The organism is Paenibacillus luteus (genome assembly GCF_006542765.1).
Taxonomy (GTDB): Bacteria; Bacillota; Bacilli; order Paenibacillales; family Paenibacillaceae; genus Pristimantibacillus; species Pristimantibacillus luteus.
The window spans coordinates 104970-123015 of record NZ_SKCD01000018.1 but is presented as its reverse complement, the minus strand read 5'-3'; the positions used below and the strand labels follow the sequence as shown (position 1 = coordinate 123015).

Below are 18046 nucleotides of genomic sequence, written 5' to 3'. Positions count from 1 at the left end.
CCCCTCAAGATGAGATTTCCCAGTATGTAAGACCCCTTGAAGACGACGAGGTTGATAGGTTCGGGGTGGAAGCACAGCAATGTGTGGAGCTGACGAATACTAATCGGTCGAGGGCTTATCCTAAACAGTTTGAGAAGCAAACGGACGTCGTAAGCATAGACTTACGTTTGCCCCGGACCCATACATCCGGCAAACAACAGCATATAAGGCTTCAGCAAGCCTACTCTTTCGTATCCAGTTTTCAGGGCGCAATGCCTTGAATAAGATGTGACAATATGCAATAAATGACGCGGGGTGGAGCAGCCCGGTAGCTCGTCGGGCTCATAACCCGAAGGCCGCAGGTTCAAATCCTGCCCCCGCAACCAACCCAAAGTTTTACCTTCGGATTTATCCGAGCTTATACATACGGAGCTGTGGTGTAGTGGCCCAACATGCCTGCCTGTCACGCAGGAGACCGCGGGTTCGAATCCCGTCAGCTCCGCCATTTTTTATAAAAAATAGCATTATACATATATGTTGGGGATTAGCCAAGCGGTAAGGCAACGGACTTTGACTCCGTCATTCTCAGGTTCGATCCCTGAATCCCCAGCCATTACTATGCGGAAGTGGCTCAGCGGTAGAGCATCGCCTTGCCAAGGCGAGGGTCGCGGGTTCGATTCCCGTCTTCCGCTCCAATAATACACATCCAAAACACCTTGCGCTGCAGGGTGTTTTTTTGTATTTAAAATGATGCAATCCTAACGACATGCGCGCGCCGAGGGGTGAGAGTTTGTTATGATGGAGTAACGGTAATGGAATGGATAATTAATGTGATTGAACAATGTGAATAAATGGGGGGCAGCTATGCGGAAATTAGTATTTTTTGTTGGTGGAGCAGGAGCAGGGAAGACAACGCTTGCTAAGGGGCTGGCGAAGAAACGAAGCGTAGCGATTATGGATATGGATACGCTGCTTAGGCCAGCGGCGATAGCTCTGATGACGCAGGCGGGGCTAGATCCGAACGATCGTGATTCTGAAGACTACAAGAGGCTGTGCCGCGATTTGGGGTATCGCATAACGATGGATGCCGCACTCGAGAACATTGCAAATGAATGCGACATATTCGTAATTGGGCCCTTTACAAAAGAAACGGAGGCGCCGCTATGGATCGAGCAGGAGCTCGGCAGCATAGGGGCCTCCTTAATGGATGTCGAAGTGAAGGTTGTATTTGTTTATCTAAGTGATGATCGGCTTCATTAAGAGCGCATATTGCAAAGGGGCTCCGTGCTCGATCAGTATAAGCTGGACAACTGGGGCAATTTTAGCAGCTCGCTCGCCAAAAGAGAGCTGAAATGGAACCTGCCTGTTTCTTCGGTGCTTTACTTTGATAACTCCACTGGTGTGACGGATGGCTCGTTAAAAGCACTTGATGCTTTTGTTTACGGCTATACTTCCTAGTGGGCACTAATTCATCACTGAGGCCAACGAGCACTTAGCTGGGCGTATAGCGCCTCTGTTGCAGCAGCATCTTTATGGTTGAATATGACGGTCATGCCTTCTAATTTTATGAAGATGTACGGCGGCGATTTTTTGAATACATACAGCTTGGCATCTCCGAGCTTCTCTAAGGAAAAGCTACCTCTTGCATATTCAGCGGTAGCCACGCCGTTGGTCCGGAAACCGCTCGGAACATCCTGTTCAAGCGTCAGCCCGGTGACCTCGCTTAAATCGAAACTATAATCATAAAGCGGGTAATCAATCGATACGATTCCATTCTCCGCGATGGTTAGCGCAGGAGACGTATGATCGGATTGCAGCGCAAACGCTGCAACAGGTATGACTATGATGAGGGCCAGCACAACGGAGCCGTATTGGATCCATTTTCCGCCCCGGGTGGCCATATTGACTGTCGTTCCGATACCGACGCGCTTAGGCACCATGATTGAAGTGTCGTTCGGGTTATGATAGGTCGATCCGTTAATCCAGTATTCGTCGTCATCGGTTACTACGCTTTGACCATCGGTTACTGCAAGGCTTTCCTCCAGATCCCGAACCTTGTTATGCACGAATACCATGCTCCCAAGCGGAATTAGGGATACCATAATAATGCCAATCATCCACTGCATACTGCTGAGCGAGCTGCCTTGGGTCAATATAAAATAAGCAACTAAGGCGTTGATACTCTCAAAAATAGCGAGGCAGACCCAAAGGATGGACCAATAACGCCTTGATGCACTATTAATAGCTAAATTGATGTCGTGATTTTCGCTATATACTTTTGCTTTCATTTTGCCAAAAGCGAGGTAGATAAGAAACAGCACAGTTGTCATAGCTAGCGATGCGATACCTGTCATCGTAAGCAGCGGATTCGTATTTTGAAAGGTTGACAGAAGCAGGGGAACGACGGATAAAAGCACGGGAATTAAAAACAAATAAGGGGAAGCGAGCATCGATTTTTTTAGAAGCGTTACTTTCGTATCGATGCGAATGATTCGTTTTTCTCCAACAAACCATTCCTGTTCGCGTTTGAGCATAGCGGTTTTGTGATGGGTTTTGTGAAAGGGAAGCCTGGACGTATATAGGAAAGCAGCAATCCAAAGAAAAAAATAAATGAGCGCTAACGAGAAAAAATGGGCAAGCAAGAACAGCGGCACTAGAGAAACAAGCGCAGCGATGCCAAACACGGTATATGTTTTTTTGTATTCAGCTTGAAATTGCTTTATTGCTTCATGTTTAAGCGCATGCGAAGGAAGCGTGACGCCAAATAAGATATGGTTGCTCGGCTGTGCTTGCTTTAGAAATATGGCAATTACAATAATATAAACGAAAATGGCTGGAAAAATTAAAAAAAGATTGTTCATGAAAGGTCTCCTATTCTGTCAGAGGTTGATGTTTGCTGGCTGCGGCCATAAAAATATTGGAGCAGATTTGCATAAACTCCTCACGGCCGACTCCTTTGAGGCTAGCCTCTGAAATGACAAGTTTTAACTCATGCTCAAGCTTCTGATGGAAATCCGCCTGTGTCTTCCATATGGTGTTTACTTTGGCGCCATGCCGGCGGTCAATGGATATAAATCCCTCGTTTTTCAAAATGGCATACGCTTTGTTCACAGTCATCGCATTAACTCCCAAATCGTCAGCCAGCTGCCTCACTGAGGGCAACCGCTCACCGTATTCAAGTCCGCCTACGCCGATTCCGATGACGATTTGATTGCGGAGCTGGACGTAGATCGGAATATCGCTGTTATAATCAAGCTTCAAAATCATCGGATCACTCCTTCAAATAAGTATTATTTGTATTACATATAATAATACATAACTAGCTTAATGTCAAAAATCCAACTGCTAAATTTGGACAGGCCACCCTTCGAATCGTTATACTATACAAAGCGGAACAAACGATATTTTCTCCTTAGAACTAAGCCTTTTACGCACTAAAATAACCCCAAGGAGCAACAACCATGACGAATAATATACGGTTTGGCATCATCGGTACGAATTGGATTACAGAAGCTTTTATTGAAGCGGCCCGCGAAGTAAAGGAATTTAAGCTGACGGCCGTTTATTCGCGCTCGGTAGAAACGGGTGAAGCATTCGCGGCAAAACACGAGATTGCGAGTATATTTACGGATGTAGCAGAGATGGCGGCTAGCGGCCTAATCGATGCCGTATACATAGCGAGCCCTAACTCCTTCCATGCCAGACATGCAATTACTTGTATGAATAACGGCATTCATGTGTTATGTGAGAAGCCCATTGCTTCGAATGCGCATGAGCTGAGGCAAATGATTGCAGCTGCCAAGGAAAACAACGTGCTGCTTATGGAGGCGCTCAAGTCCACGCTGCTTCCAGGTTTCAAAACGATTCAGGACCATCTCCCTAAGCTGGGCGAGATCCGCCGTTATTTTGCAAGCTACTGCCAATATTCTTCACGGTACGATGCTTATAAGGCAGGTACGGTACTAAACGCCTTTAACCCGGTATTTTCTAACGGGGCGTTAATGGATCTGGGCATCTATTGCCTGTATCCGCTCGTTGCTTTGTTCGGCAAGCCGGATGTTGTGAAAGCGACTGGTGTTATGCTGGAATCCGGCGTGGACGGGGAAGGCAGCATCGTGCTGCAATATCCTTCCATGGATGCGGTTATTATGTATTCCAAGATTACGCATTCGTCGCTGCCTTCCGAAATCCAAGGCGAGAATGGCAGCATCGTTATCGACAAGATCAGCGAAGCGAGCAAGATTGAGCTTCAATACCGCAACGGAACGACAGAAAATATCTCTCAGCGAGCGAACAGCAAATCGATGTACTATGAGGCTGCTGAGTTTATCGGTTTGATTCAGGCTGGCCGCACGGAGTCCTCGGTCAATACCTTCGAGAATTCCTTGAACACGTTGGAAATTATGGACGAAGCCAGAAAGCAAATCGGGCTTGTGTATCCTGCTGATCAAGCCGTTATTCAATAAGCGTAACAATGGGTAAAAGAGTGGTGGACAGCCGCTCTTTTTTAGTTGCAGAGGTAGTAGGTAACGTCGTAAAAGATATGGAATTGTACACGGAGAGCCATCCGCTTTGTGACCAATAGCCTATTTTTTGCAGGAAAAGTTGACAATGAGTATCAATAATGTCATTATGATAATATCGAATTGAAACAACATTCCTAATCAGGAGAGCGATAAACATGGTTGAAAATGAATTGAACTACTCAGCTGGCAATTACCGTACGCCCGATGGCGCACCGGCAGATATCGTGATCTTTACAATAGTATCCACAGAAAAGCCTATGGCCAAAAAAGCTCTTCCAACAAGGGAGCTGCAAGTGCTCCTTATCAAACGCAACATTTGGCCCTTCAAGGACCAATGGGCGCTGCCCGGCGGCTTTACGAACGAAGATGAAACGGTCTATGACTGCGCCAAAAGAGAGCTACTGGAGGAGACGGCGGTCGAGGGAGTGCATATGGAGTATTTTAACGTATACAGTACGCCTGGACGTGATCCCCGGGGATGGATTATCTCCCATGCTTTTCTAGCTCTAGTTAACGAACGAGTGCTTGTGCACCGATCCGCTGCGGTTGATGCTTCAGAGGTGCAATTGTTTGCTGTCGAAGAAGCGCTGCAAATGGATCTGGCTTTCGACCACAAACAAATCTTACTCGATGCCATGCAGGGCGTGCGCAACAAAATGCTCACCACCACGATTGCGAAGGAGTTTCTGCCTGAGGAATTCACGCTTAGCGAGCTGTATCAGGTGATCCAGACGGTTGTTCCGGATTTTGAGGAGCCCAATTTCATCCGCAAGCTGACATCCACGAAGAGCCGCAGCACGATTATTGAGGAAGCTACGGATGAGCAGGGACAGCCGAAGCAGTCGAAGCAATATTCGCAGCGTGCGGCACAATTATATCGTTTTACAAAGGAAGAGCCGCAGTTATCTATCTATAGTTAAAAGCTGACAAGGAGAGTGATGGCATGCTTAAGCTAAACGGAGTAGAGCTTGGTTTACAGCAATTCCCGAATGGTGAAACCCGCATAAACGGGGATGAAATTCTCAAACAAATGGCGGATTATAACACGCTCGCTTGGAAGTATGAGGAGGATGGCGATCTAATTAAGCTGATGTTCGTCAAGAGTTATCTGGACGACCGCCGGGCGAGATGCAGCCTAACGATCTATTATATGCCCTATAGCCGGATGGACCGGATAGAGGGAACGTCGGCTTTTACGCTAAAATATACCGCAGCCCTGATCAACAGCCTGAACTTTGAGTCGGTTACCGTCATTGAGCCGCATTCCGATGTTACGCTGGCGCTCCTTGACCGCAGCATTGGCAAATATCCGACGATCCATCTGCTGGAACAGGTGACTGCCGAGATCGGCTTCGATCCGGAGCAGGATTATCTATTTTTCCCGGATGCAGGCGCACAGAAGCGCTACAGCAAGGTTCGGGGCTACAAGGAGCTTGTCGGCTTCAAATCAAGAGACTTCCAGACAGGTGAAATTAAGAGTCTGGAGATCGTAGGGAACACGGACAGGGAAAGCTTTAAGGTGCTGATTGTGGATGACCTCTGCTCGTATGGCGGGACCTTTATGCTCAGTGCGGAGAAGCTGAAGGAGATAGGCGCTTCGCACATCTATTTGCTCGTCGGGCACTGCGAGAAATCAATATACAAGGGAAAAGTGCTGGAGAGTGATCTCATCGACAAAGTATTTACGACAGATACGATCCTTGACCAAGCCGAGCATGAAAAAATTCACGTATACGAAATCGGAGGTTTATAAGATGACTCAAACATTCGTTTATCCAGCTACGCTGCTATGTGATTTTTACAAGGTGAGCCATAAAAACCAGTATCCAAAAGGGACCGAGCTCGTTTATTCGACGTGGACCGCTCGCACAAGCCGGTTGGAAGGCATTAACGAGGTCGTTGCCTTCGGATTCCAGTCGTTCATCAAGCAATATTTAATCGCCTATTTTAACGACAATTTCTTCGCTAGAACGAAAGAGGAAGTGGCGGAAGAATACAAGCGGCTCATCAAGTACGCGCTAGGCGAAGCGAATCCGGATGCGTCGCATATCGAAGAGCTGCATGAGCTGGGTTACTTGCCCATCAAGATCAAAGCGATTAAGGAAGGCGCATTGGTGCCTATAAGAGTGCCGATGCTGACGATCGAGAACACCAAGCCGGAATTTTTCTGGCTGACGAATTATTTGGAGACGCTGATGTCGTGTCAGCTGTGGATGCCGGCAACGAGTGCAACGCTCGCTTTCGAGTATCGCAAGATTTTAGAGGAATACGCGCTGAAAACAAATGGGGATACAACGGGCGTTCCGTTCCAAGGACATGATTTCTCGATGCGGGGCATGGGGGCGCTTGAGTCGGCACTCGGCAGCAGCGCGGGCCACCTTCTATCGTTTACCGGCACAGACACGATACCTGCCATTATCTATTTGGAAAATTATTATAACGCCAATATCGAGAACGAGCTGGTCGGTACCTCGATCCCAGCAACCGAGCACAGCGTGATGTGCGCGCACGGACGTGACGAGATGGCTTCGTACCGCTATTTGATCAAAGAGGTGTATCCTACGGGCTTCGTCTCGATCGTGTCGGATACATGGGATTTATGGAGCGTGCTGGACGTCGTTATCCGCGGCTTGAAGGAAGATATTTTGAGCAGGGACGGCAAAGTCGTCATTCGTCCGGACAGCGGCGACCCGGTGAAAATAATCTGCGGCGACCCGAATGGGGAGAGCGAGTTCGAGCGTAAAGGCGTTATTGAGATTCTGTGGGATATTTTTGGCGGCACCGTTACGGAGAAAGGCCACAAGCAGCTCGACAGCCACATTGGCGCTATTTACGGCGATGCGATTACGATTGCACGCTGCGGCGAAATTTGCGAGAGACTCGAAGCCAAAGGCTTCGCTTCGACCAATATGGTGTTTGGGATCGGCTCGTTTACCTACCAGTACAATACGAGGGATACGTTCGGCTTCGCGTTGAAATCGACCTTTACGGTCGTGAACGGCGAGGAACGCAAAATATACAAAGATCCAAAAACAGATAACGGCGTGAAAAAATCGCAAACGGGCCTCGTTCTTGTAACGGAGCAGGATGGCAAGCTAACTTATACGGATAACTTGAGCGTTGCGGAATATGCGGCGCGTGCAGCTGAGGATCAACTGGAGGTTGTGTTCGAGGACGGCAAGCTAGTGAAGGATATGACCTTGGCGGAGGTTCGCGCGAATTTATTAGCTTATTTGTAAAACCAGCATCCTGATAATAAAAAGGTTGACAAATGTTGGGTAACGGGATTATGATATTGTAAATCAAATGAAGGGAGGCCGATGGCTATGTTCCAGTTTAATTTAGAATTACAAGCAGTTTCATACAGCAAGTCCATAGCATTGGCCTCCTCAACGGGGCCTGTGACTGCTTTCTAAAATTTTGTATGCTGCATGCTGCAAGGTTTAGGAAACAAAGGCGCAAGTAAAGCCATGGACATTTTGAGGTCCATGGCTTTTTTGTGTTCATTTGATGATTGAGGAGATAACAAGTTTATGAATGAATCGTATTACCAAAACGTTAAGCTGCCTTCCGGGCAGGTGCATGTCTACGCGGGACCTGAGCTGTTCGCGTCCCTGGATTATAAAGTATTTGAAATGGCGAATAACAATTTGCAAATTCCGAATCAGGTTTATATGAGCTATACCCCTGACGTTCATGTGGGTGTCGGAACCTGCATCGGGACAACGGCGGTATGGCGTGCCGAGGACGGCTATGTGTCGCCATCGATTGTCGGCAGCGACATCGGCTGCGGAATGAGAGTGCAGCTCACGAGCTTGCACAAGGATGACCTGAAAGAGGTGAAGCTGCGGCGAAAACTGGTTCGGGCGATCGAGAAGCATATGCCTGTTGAGGAGCATGCGCGGGGGCATTTCTCTGATATACGTTTAGAGCATGTCGTGAAGAAAGGCCTGCATGGCTTGCCGAAAAAATATATTCCTGATGCTTACACGCCGCGCAAGGCGAGCTCGCTGACGCATGTGGAGAGCAGCCGGTTTGATTTTGACGAAGAGGTGCTGGATACTTTTCCTGAGGCCGTCTGGCACCGGGCCCATAGGCAGTTGGGTACGCTTGGCGGCGGCAACCACTTCGTGGAGATTCAAACGATTGAGATTGCGGAGGAGAATCGGGAAATTGCAGAGGGCTGGGGACTGTTCGACGGCCAAGTTGTTGTGATGATCCATTCCGGCTCCCGTGCTTGGGGAGGGGCGGTTAGTCAATATTGCAGTACCGACATCGCCAAAATGATGAAGCAAGATGGGATCGGCACGGCTGATCCCAAGCTGCTCTACGCTCCATTGTCGCATCCGCTCGGCCAAACCTATGTAAATCTGATGTATTCCGCGTTGAACTACGCTGTCGTCAACCGCCATTTAATCGCTTACGCTGTACGCGAGGCGGGCAAGGAAGTGTTCGGTCCGAAGTTCGAGCTGCGGACGCTGTATGACCTCATGCACAACTATGCATGGGAAGAGGTGCAAGATGATCAGGCGTACTTCGTTCACCGCAAGGGGGCGACAAGAGCTCTGCCAGCCGGGCATCCGGACAATCCGGCGCCTTACCGCACCACCGGGCATCCGGCGCTTATTCCGGGATCAATGGGATCGTCCTCCTATATTATGGTGGGCAGTCCCGAAGGAAAAGCGAATCATTATTCCATCTGCCACGGGGCAGGACGCATTCGCTCCCGCAACGCGACGAAGCAGCTGATTTCAGTAGAAGAGGTAACGGCTGTGATGCGGGTTGGGATGGACGATGAAATCGTTGTGAACCAGCGTTCCATGGAATCACTCGTGGATGAATCGCCACAGGCTTATAAGGACGTTGATCAAATTATTGAGAGCGTGGTAGGCGCAGGGCTCGCACAGGTCGTTGCCAAATGCACGCCGCTCGCAGCAGTAAAAGGAACGTAAAATAGAGGAACAGAGGGGGTACGGGTAGAATGCTAAAGAAATATATGGAAGAATGGGAATTACATGTGAATCAGCATCTAATTCAAAATGGGAACACTCAATCGTTCTTATCCTATACCGAAAATAGCTCTACCCATCGAACCCGTCATTTGGTAGCTGTGGAATAAGCTGCGCTGGCATCCTGCCACGCTCGCTATTCGCCTTCTATACCGCCTGACCATGGACGATGATGTCCATGGTCTTTTTTTTACACCTGTATTAAGGAGGCAATAAAATAATGAAGGCTATTTTACATAAGGACATTTTGCACGAGCTGGATCGCATCGAGCAGGAGGAGCAGGTGCGTATTGTGTATGCTTGCGAATCGGGGAGCCGAGCTTGGGGCTTTCCTTCCAAGGACAGCGACTACGATGTTCGTTTTATTTATGTCAGACCGGTGGAGTGGTATTTATCCATCTTTGACCACAGAGACGTCATTGAGAGGCCAATCAGCAATCTTCTCGATATTAACGGCTGGGATTTGCGCAAAGCGCTCAATTTGTTCCGCAAATCCAACCCGCCGCTGCTGGAATGGCTGCAATCGCCGATTCCGTATTATACAAAATATTCGGTTGCGAGGCAGATCCGCAGCATCTCTCCGTTAACATTCTCGCCGAAGTCATGCATGTACCATTATCTCAATATGGCGAAGGGAAATTACCGGGAATATTTGCAGGGAGAGCGCGTGAAAATCAAAAAGTATTTTTACGTGTTGAGGCCGATCTTGGCGTGCGGATGGATTGAGGCATATAACACGATGCCGCCGATGGCCTTTGATGACTTGGTCGATGCTCTTATTCCGAAAAACAGCGAGCTTCACAATGTTATTGCACATTTGCTTCAGCGCAAGAAAGCAGGAGATGAGCTGGATTATGAGCCGAAGCTCCAGCCCATCAATGATTATTTGCAGGAGCGGCTGGCCTATTTTGAGGGTATTGCGCTCGCTCTGGGGCAAGGAGAGGGAACAAGGGATGAGCTGCTGGACTGCTTGTTCCGCAATGCGCTAAATGAAGTATGGTGTTAACGGTAAAGAAAACAATTTGATAGCAAGGGGCAGTGCAGAATGGCAATCGTACAGCTGAAGTCCACGAACCCGGATTTCTCGTTTATTATCAGAAAAAATCCGCATTCCGGCATGCTGCTGCGCGCCGTCCGCAAAGGGATGGCCTACGGCTGGTACTCGGATAAAGGGACGTTTAATGTCTATTTCAAGGATGCGGACAATGAGGTTTCATATAAGCAGCATAGAGAGGATCAATTCGAATATTTGAACGTTTCCCGATATAACACGCCGCTCTTCGTACTGGCGGCGATAAATGAGTTTTTTGCGGCGCCGCTGAAGGTACAGGCAGATAAGGATACGGAGCACTACGAGCATACCTTCCACATTAACATGATCCATATCCAGCTTCTGCGGTACATTCATTTTTTTGAGAAGCATCTGACGGATTATTCGTTCGAAACGGTCCATCAAGCGGACAAAAGCTACTCACTGACGGTTATGACAAAGAAGCCGCTATACGAACTTATGCATGTTATGAGCGTACTCTGCTTGTTCCTGAGCATGTTCAGCGATGAATATATCGATATCTCCGATGATATCTTGCAGAAATATATTAAGAGCGTTCAAATTATGGATGCGCCGTTCTATATTCGCAGCTTGTTCGCGCGTCACTTTCTGTCCACCAGAGAGCGTTTCAAGAAATATAAAGAAGAGCTTGAGAAGACGGGCCGCTATGCGGTTCAGCTGGCCTTTGGCGGTACGGCGCAGCAGCGGCGTAGCTATATCGCAAGCGTGCTTCCGTTCGATAAATCGATCGTGGATATCGGCTGTGGCGAAGGATTTTATGCGATCCCTTATGCCTCGAAGATTGAGGCCAGTTACTATGCGATTGATATTGAGGAGCCGCTGCTTGAGATCGTACAGCGCAAGGCTAAGGCGAAGGAACTGGACAACATCGCGACGTTTCCTTCAATTGAGCATTTCCTGGAGGAATATAACGGGGAATTGGTCGACGTCGTGCTCACTGAAGTGATTGAGCATATGAGCCTTGAAGAGGCGGGGACACTGATCCGGCAAATATGCGGGCAGATTGATTTTGATTATTTTGTGCTGACGACACCGAATGCTGAGTTTAACGCCTATTATGAGCTCAGCGAATTCCGGCATGATGACCACAAGTGGGAGCTTGGGCGCACGGAGTTTCAAGAGTGGCTGCTCGAAGCAATTAACGGGCAAGACGCAGAATGTACCTTTATTGCTATCGGTGATGGCGTAAACGGCGTTCAGACGACGCAGGGTGCGGTTTTGCGGAAAAGGAGGAGCTAGCAAAAATGGAAATAAAAACGAGAGTCCATACGATATTTATGCTGATCGGATCGACGGAATGCGGCAAAACGACGTTTGCCAATGAGGTCTTGATCCCGCAGCTGCGTTTTCAAGATGAGGCCAAAGGTGTCCATGCGAATGTACAATATATATCCTCAGACGGCATCCGGCAGGAGCTGCTTGGAAACGAATACGATAAATATGATCAAATCATGCTGGAGGCTAGTGAACAAGCGTTCCGCCTTCTGTTCGAGAAGCTGCGTCTTGTGACCACTTATCCGATCAATGCGGAGTTTGTAGTGGTAGATACAACGGGCTTGGCGGAGGATTTTCGGGCAAAGGTGAGAGAGATTGCGAGGGACAATCATTATAACCTGGAGGTTATCTTGTTTGATTACCGCAATCGGGATGATTATTACGCATCTGAGCGCTCGAAGAAGCTGATTACGAGCCATATCAACCGCTTGCGCAAGGAGGTGCTGGGTTCTTTGTCCCGGGAGCGTTATGCCAAAGTGCACAAGGTACGCGCCAAAGACTTTTATTCCCCGGCAGACGGGATAGCGAATTCGGACTATAGCATCGTCATTGAGGACGTCAACGACTACTTGGCCGCTGCGCTGCCTTTGGATCAGAAAACGATTATCGTAGGCGATGTTCATGAATGTGTGGATGAGCTGAAAGCACTTTTGGTCAGCCACGGCTTTCAAATGGAGAATGATCGGCTTCTTGCTTCGGGGAAGGTAAGCGGTACGAAGGTATTGCTGGTCGGGGATTGGATTGACAAAGGGAATAGAACGAGGGAAATCATCGATTTTCTCCATACGAACCAGGAGCATTTTCTATTCGTGCTGGGCAATCATGAGAACTTTGTCTACAAGTATATGCGCGGTGAAATCAAAGGGGTGGAGGAGGAACTGCTCCACGCGTACTTCGATTCAACAGAGGTTCTTCGCGGAGATGAAGAGCTGCTGCAGCGGTTTAATCAGCTGGTATCCCTCTCCAGACCTTTCTATCGCATGGTCGGCAAGCACGGTTCCTCTTATTACGTCACGCATGCGCCATGCGAGAACAAATACATTGGCAAGCTGGATACGTTATCGGTACGGGCGCAGCGAAATTTCCGGATCAACCGCTCCGCGCCGCTGGAGGAGCAGCTTCAATTTCTAAAGCGGGACGCAGGGGGCAATCAGCCCTATCACGCTTTCGGGCATGTCGCCGCCAAAAACGCGTTCCGGATCCGCAATAAGATCCATCTTGATTCAGGAGCGGTGCACGGCAATCTGCTAACCTCGGTCATTCTAGGATCGAAGCCTATCTACAAATCGGTGAAATCCGGGCAAGCGGTCATGGAAGGCGAGCTGCCTGCGCTGTTTCAAGAGGAACGCAAGGTTTCCTTGCAGGAGTTGGGCGAGGATGAAGCGCGCAGGCTGAAATACTGCTCCAGTCACAAAATCAACTTTATATCCGGCACGATGGCGCCAGCGGACAAGGATGAGGCTGCGCAGGAGCTGGAGTCGCTAAGCAAAGGTCTGAGCTATTTTCGCGATCGCGGCGTGAAGGAAGTTGTGCTGCAGCCTAAATATATGGGATCGAGATGCAATGTTTATTTGCACGCGGAGCTGGAGCAATGCTTTGCGGTTAGCCGCAATGGCTACAAAATCAATAAGCTGGATTTGACCGGGGTGTATCAAACGCTGCTGGAAAGGTTCGGCGATTATATGAAGCAAAACGATATCGCCATGCTCCTTCTCGATGGAGAGCTGCTGCCTTGGCAGGCGCTTGGGGAAGGGCTTATCGACAAACAGTTTAAGCCGATTGGCAGGGCACTGGAGACCGAGCTTGCCTTCTTGCAAGCAAATGGATTTGAAGAAGCTTTTGCCAAGCTTACGCAGGACTACCAGGCAAGCGGCTTTGAGAAGGACCAATTCCACCTTAACAAAGGGGCATTGAATGAAAAGCATGGTCTAGCCATTTATCAGAACTATAAGCATGTTCATGCGGTCATTGAGAAGCATCAGCCGCTAGGCGAGCATGTCAAAGCTTATCAAACGTATAAGCGTCAGCTGGAGCTGTACGCGGAAGCAGGGGAGCTTGAATATAAGCCGTTTGCCCTGCTCAAGCTGGTATACAACGATGGTAGGGAAGAACGGCCAGAGTGGAATACCTCCGACATGTATCGTTTCCTCTCCGATGATGCTTTTATAAAGTTGGAGCTGGATCATCCGAATTGCGAAGAACTGGCTGAGCTTTATTTCAAATCCTTGACCGTTGATCAGCATATGGAAGGTGTCGTCATCAAGCCGGAAGAAGTGCAATCCCAAGCGGTTCCTTATATGAAGGTCAGGAATGCAAGCTATATGTCGATCATTTACGGCTACGATTATCGCTTCCCGCATAAGTATAACAAGCTGATCAAGCAAAAGAGCATTCATATGAAGCTGAGAACCTCGTTGAATGAGTATAGGCTGGGACAGCGCATGCTGGACATTCCTTATGCCGATATTACCCCGGACCATGAGGGTTATCAAGCAGCAGCTGCGAATCTTTTGTTTGAGGTAGCGAGGGAGAAGGAAATCGATCCTCGGCTATAGTCAATAGGTAATGAAAACATGAAAACCTCCTATTATTGGAGGTTTTTTTGGATTAAATATACAAATTCGATCCAAAAATGATCATGGTATATCTTGTGATTATATGAAATAATCAGATAAGTAAAAAGTCCTAGTAAAGAGCAAAGTTGTCGAAAGACAATGACGCAAAGCCAACAGACCTAAAGGAGTATCCAAAGGTGGCTGGGTTGCCAAAGGGAAAAGTGATAATGGATCTATATCCTCTTCCTATAGCTTCAGTGTGCCCCAAATGCGATGACATAGGAAGGGATAAGCAGCAATGAAACAGAGTCTTAAGCGCTTTAATGGCCATAGCAACAGCTTTGATCTCGTACAAAAAATAGCTAATCTCGGTTACTGGGAGTTTGACCATATCCATGAGCAAGCCTCTTGGTCAAATCAAATGTTTGATATATATGGCATGGATTCCGACTTCACTCGAACCCAGGATGATTTTTTTAAGTTTGTCCATCCGGAGGATCGCAACTGGGTACAAAGTCAGTTTTATGCGTCGCTGGACTCAAAGAAAGAGAGTGTGAAAGAATATCGAATTATTCGCCCAAGCGGAGAGATCAGGCATGTGACGGAGCATATTACGTTTGTGCTTGGAGCGGACGGTGAAATTAAAGTAACGTTAGGTACGATACAGGATATAACAGAAAACAAACAGCTGCAGCATCGTCTTTCCGCTGAGGAACAGCGCTATAAATCTATTTTTGAGCATAACCCGGATGCGGTCTTCTTATTTGATATGGAAGGATGTTTCTTATCCTGCAATACCGCTCTCGAGCAGATGTTCGGATATTCTCGAGAGGAGATCGTGGAAAGCAGCTTTGAGCGCTTTGTTGATAAGGACTTTTTGGATTACACGAACCATATGTTCAATGAAACGGTGAGGACACTTGTCTCCCAAAATTATAATACGAGGGGCGTTACGAAATCCGGTCAGAGGATTGAGGTTAACGTTACCAACATTCCGCTTATTATTGAAAATGAGCTGGTTGGCGTGTATGGGATTGCCAAGGATATTACGCTTGAGAAAACGATTGAACGCTCGCTAACCGAAACGGAATTGAAATACAGCAGCATCGTCGAGCAGTCCATCGTGGGCATTTTTGTAGCGCAGCGAAAAACCTTCGTGTATGCAAATAATCAGCTGAATAAAATGCTTGGTTATGATTCGCTTGTCGGCGTATCCATAGAAGAAATTATCCATAATGAAGAGCAACAGGATATTTCCAGTCAAGTTATGCGCTTAACCGAAGGCCAATCCCTTACCAACCTATGCCACCGGGCGATTAAGCACGATGGAGCGATCATCCAATGCGAAGTTCACTATCAGGGCATATCCCATATGGGGGAGCGGGCAATTTTTGGCATCGTTCTGGATGTCACGGAGCGCAGCAAAGCTCAGGAATTGAATCAATATTTGGCTTATCACGATTATTTGACCTCTTTGCCGAATCGCCGCATGTTTGAGGAGCAACTGGACAAACAGCTGCGAATAAGCGATTTTTTTAACCAAAAGCTGGCCATCGTGCTCATTGATTTGGACCGCTTCAAATATGTGAATGATACGTTAGGCCATCCGGTAGGGGATGCGCTGCTCAGGGGAATTGCAGGAAAGTTGGTCAACCAGCTAGGTGAAGGCCAATCCGCCTACCGGCTGGGAGGCGATGAGTTTGCGATTATTATGAGCAATGTGCAGCAGCAAAGCGATGTAAACGATGCCGCAGATATGATGATCAAACTAGTGAAAGAGCAGTTTGTTATCGAGGGATATGAGCTTAATGTCACGGCGAGCATCGGCATCAGCCAATCGCCGGAAGATGGGAATACGGTAGAGTCATTGATGAAAAACGCAGATGCGGCCCTGTATTTTGCCAAATCCAAAGGTCGCAATCAATCCCAGTATTACTGCTCTTCCTTAAATGTGCAGACCTTTAAGCTATTTTCGCTTAGCAATGATCTGCGCAAGGCTATGGATAAAGGGGAGCTCTTTCTCCATTATATGCCGCGAGTGCATGCGCAAACGATGGAAATGGTAGGCGTAGAGGCGCTGCTTCGGTGGAATCATCCCGACTGGGGCCTTGTGTCACCATCGGAATTCATCCCCATTGCAGAGGAGACGGGCCTTATCGTTCCAATCGGAGAATGGGTTCTTCGCGAGGCATGCCTGCAAAATAAACGATGGCAGGCGATGGGCTTGCCTCCAATTACCGTATCGGTCAATTTCTCGGTTCAGCAGCTGCTGACGCAAAATATTTTACAGCAAATTGACCAGATCGTAGAGGAAGCGGGACTCTCGCCGGAGAGACTGGAAATTGAAATTACGGAAAGCTCATTTATTAGCAATGAGAAGGCGGTTACGGAGCTGCTACTTGAGCTGAGGAAACGAAAGATTAAGGTGTCGTTGGATGATTTCGGAACAGGCTACTCCGCCCTCTATTTACTTAAGCGCCTCTCGCTGGATACAATCAAAATCGACAGATCATTCGTGGAAGAAATGATGACTGATCCAAGCAATAAAAGCATCATTGAATGCATCATCCAATTAGCCGGATCGCTGAAAATGCAGGTGGTAGCGGAGGGAGTCGAGAACAAGGAGCAATTCCATTATTTGCGAGAGCAGCGCTGCGATGAGATCCAAGGCTATTATTTCAGCCGAGCCGTCGAACCGGATGCCATTGTTCAACTGCTGCGAAACAAAACATTTCTAGAGCCGGCAGCGCTTCAACGTCACAAGGAGCCTACTGTCAATCGGAGGCAATATTTCCGAATCAATCTTAGGCATTGCTTGTTGGCAGAGATGACGATTACGATGTTCAAGGGCAGAAGCGTTCGGCTTGGGAGCACTGAGGTGCTTGTTCGCAACATCGGGCCAGGCGGCCTAAGGTTTATGGTAGGCGTCAAGCTGCCTGTGAACAGCGATATTGTCTTGATGTTCAAGACGCAAATTGTCAATCAAATGTACGTGCTATATGGCGTCGTAGTCTGGTACAATGAACTGGACAATGATATTTATGAGTACGGCATCCAATTTCAGCTGAAAGAGAAGGAGCAGGATGAGCTCGTCAATGCGCTGAATTTGCTTGCGATCAAGCAGCGCGACGGCATTTTGCCTCAAACTCAAGTATACGTGGGCGATCCCATTCTCCGCATAAAGGAATTGAAACAGCTATCTTAACGAATTAAATACGTTGTAAGCAGGGCTAGGAAAGGAGAGATAGAGCATGAACGATATCATAAATAAATTTTGCGTCAAAACATTCGGATCTACGAATCTCGTGACAGAGATTGGTTTGGTCACGAAGGTGGCGAGCAGAACGATCCATGTGGATTGGGGCATGAAAAAATACGTGTATCAAAATAAGGATTTCAGATGGATACCGCTGACGAAAGAGGAAGTGGAGAAAAAATATCCAAAATCGAAATTTACCGAGGATTCGCTGAAGCGCGCACTAGCGTTTGGCCTTGAAATTAAAGGTGTACAGCGAGCAACGGAGTAGTATTCAGTTGGGAAAAAGCATTTTGCATTCGGCTAAGGCCGAGGCAGGATGCTTTTTTTTATTGCCGATAACCGTTTGGTCGCATCGCTCTTTGGGTAAAAGG

The 18046-nt window shown here is 47.9% G+C and carries 14 protein-coding genes, 4 tRNA genes, 1 rRNA gene and 1 riboswitch; of the genes, 17 read left to right on the top strand and 2 right to left on the bottom strand.

What is annotated here, in order from left to right:
• From E0496_RS15140 to E0496_RS37070, 7 genes are all read left to right on the top strand, one after another.
• Nucleotides 1–123, top strand: a 23S ribosomal RNA gene (locus E0496_RS15140); the annotation flags it as partial.
• A gap of 165 nt (nucleotides 124–288) precedes the next feature.
• Nucleotides 289–365 (top strand) — tRNA-Met (locus E0496_RS15135).
• 42 nt (nucleotides 366–407) lie between these two features.
• Nucleotides 408–484: transfer RNA gene (locus E0496_RS15130), tRNA-Asp, on the top strand.
• Between the two features lie 33 nt (nucleotides 485–517).
• Nucleotides 518–592 (top strand) — tRNA-Gln (locus E0496_RS15125).
• Between the two features lie 7 nt (nucleotides 593–599).
• Nucleotides 600–674, top strand: a tRNA-Gly gene (locus E0496_RS15120).
• 169 nt (nucleotides 675–843) lie between these two features.
• Nucleotides 844–1239, top strand: a complete 396-nt coding sequence (locus E0496_RS15115) for a P-loop nucleotide/nucleoside kinase family protein (protein WP_338325855.1) — start codon at nucleotides 844–846, stop codon at nucleotides 1237–1239.
• 9 nt (nucleotides 1240–1248) lie between these two features.
• Nucleotides 1249–1437, top strand: a complete 189-nt coding sequence (locus tag E0496_RS37070; RefSeq protein WP_338325854.1) for a hypothetical protein — start codon at nucleotides 1249–1251, stop codon at nucleotides 1435–1437.
• Nucleotides 1438–1451: 14 nt separating this feature from the next.
• On the opposite strand, the gene E0496_RS15110 is transcribed toward E0496_RS37070, so the two are convergent.
• Both E0496_RS15110 and E0496_RS15105 read right to left on the bottom strand, forming a co-directional pair.
• Nucleotides 1452–2840, bottom strand: coding sequence for a DUF5808 domain-containing protein (locus tag E0496_RS15110; protein WP_141502635.1), 1389 nt, complete (start codon nucleotides 2838–2840; stop codon nucleotides 1452–1454).
• A 10-nt stretch (nucleotides 2841–2850) separates the two neighbouring features.
• Nucleotides 2851–3246: a GntR family transcriptional regulator gene (locus tag E0496_RS15105; protein WP_141502634.1), complete on the bottom strand. Its 396-nt coding sequence runs from the start codon at nucleotides 3244–3246 to the stop codon at nucleotides 2851–2853.
• A gap of 194 nt (nucleotides 3247–3440) precedes the next feature.
• Between E0496_RS15105 and E0496_RS15100 the strand changes: the two genes are divergently transcribed.
• From E0496_RS15100 to E0496_RS15055, 10 genes are all read left to right on the top strand, one after another.
• A complete protein-coding gene (locus tag E0496_RS15100) occupies nucleotides 3441–4445 on the top strand; it encodes a Gfo/Idh/MocA family protein (protein WP_141502633.1) in 1005 nt (334 codons plus the stop codon).
• Between the two features lie 215 nt (nucleotides 4446–4660).
• Nucleotides 4661–5425, top strand: a complete 765-nt coding sequence (locus tag E0496_RS15095; protein ID WP_141502632.1) for an NUDIX domain-containing protein — start codon at nucleotides 4661–4663, stop codon at nucleotides 5423–5425.
• Between the two features lie 23 nt (nucleotides 5426–5448).
• Complete coding sequence (locus tag E0496_RS15090; RefSeq protein WP_141502631.1) at nucleotides 5449–6258, top strand: ribose-phosphate diphosphokinase; 810 nt, start codon at nucleotides 5449–5451, stop codon at nucleotides 6256–6258.
• A gap of 1 nt (nucleotide 6259) precedes the next feature.
• Nucleotides 6260–7744, top strand: coding sequence for a nicotinate phosphoribosyltransferase (locus E0496_RS15085; RefSeq protein WP_141502630.1), 1485 nt, complete (start codon nucleotides 6260–6262; stop codon nucleotides 7742–7744).
• A gap of 294 nt (nucleotides 7745–8038) precedes the next feature.
• A complete protein-coding gene (locus E0496_RS15080) occupies nucleotides 8039–9457 on the top strand; it encodes an RtcB family protein (protein WP_141502629.1) in 1419 nt (472 codons plus the stop codon).
• 277 nt (nucleotides 9458–9734) lie between these two features.
• A complete protein-coding gene (locus tag E0496_RS15075; RefSeq protein WP_141502628.1) occupies nucleotides 9735–10520 on the top strand; it encodes a nucleotidyltransferase domain-containing protein in 786 nt (261 codons plus the stop codon).
• 39 nt (nucleotides 10521–10559) lie between these two features.
• Nucleotides 10560–11825: a class I SAM-dependent methyltransferase gene (locus E0496_RS15070; protein WP_141502627.1), complete on the top strand. Its 1266-nt coding sequence runs from the start codon at nucleotides 10560–10562 to the stop codon at nucleotides 11823–11825.
• Nucleotides 11826–11830: 5 nt separating this feature from the next.
• Nucleotides 11831–14416 carry a metallophosphoesterase gene (locus tag E0496_RS15065; protein ID WP_141502626.1) on the top strand — a complete coding sequence of 862 codons (2586 nt, stop codon included), beginning with the start codon at nucleotides 11831–11833 and terminating at the stop codon, nucleotides 14414–14416.
• 129 nt (nucleotides 14417–14545) lie between these two features.
• Nucleotides 14546–14630, top strand: a riboswitch (cyclic di-GMP riboswitch).
• Between the two features lie 84 nt (nucleotides 14631–14714).
• Nucleotides 14715–17621, top strand: a complete 2907-nt coding sequence (locus E0496_RS15060) for an EAL domain-containing protein (RefSeq protein WP_141502625.1) — start codon at nucleotides 14715–14717, stop codon at nucleotides 17619–17621.
• A gap of 46 nt (nucleotides 17622–17667) precedes the next feature.
• Nucleotides 17668–17943 (top strand): hypothetical protein, encoded by a 276-nt coding sequence (locus tag E0496_RS15055; protein WP_141502624.1) that lies wholly within the window; start codon nucleotides 17668–17670, stop codon nucleotides 17941–17943.
• Nucleotides 17944–18046: the final 103 nt, after the last annotated feature.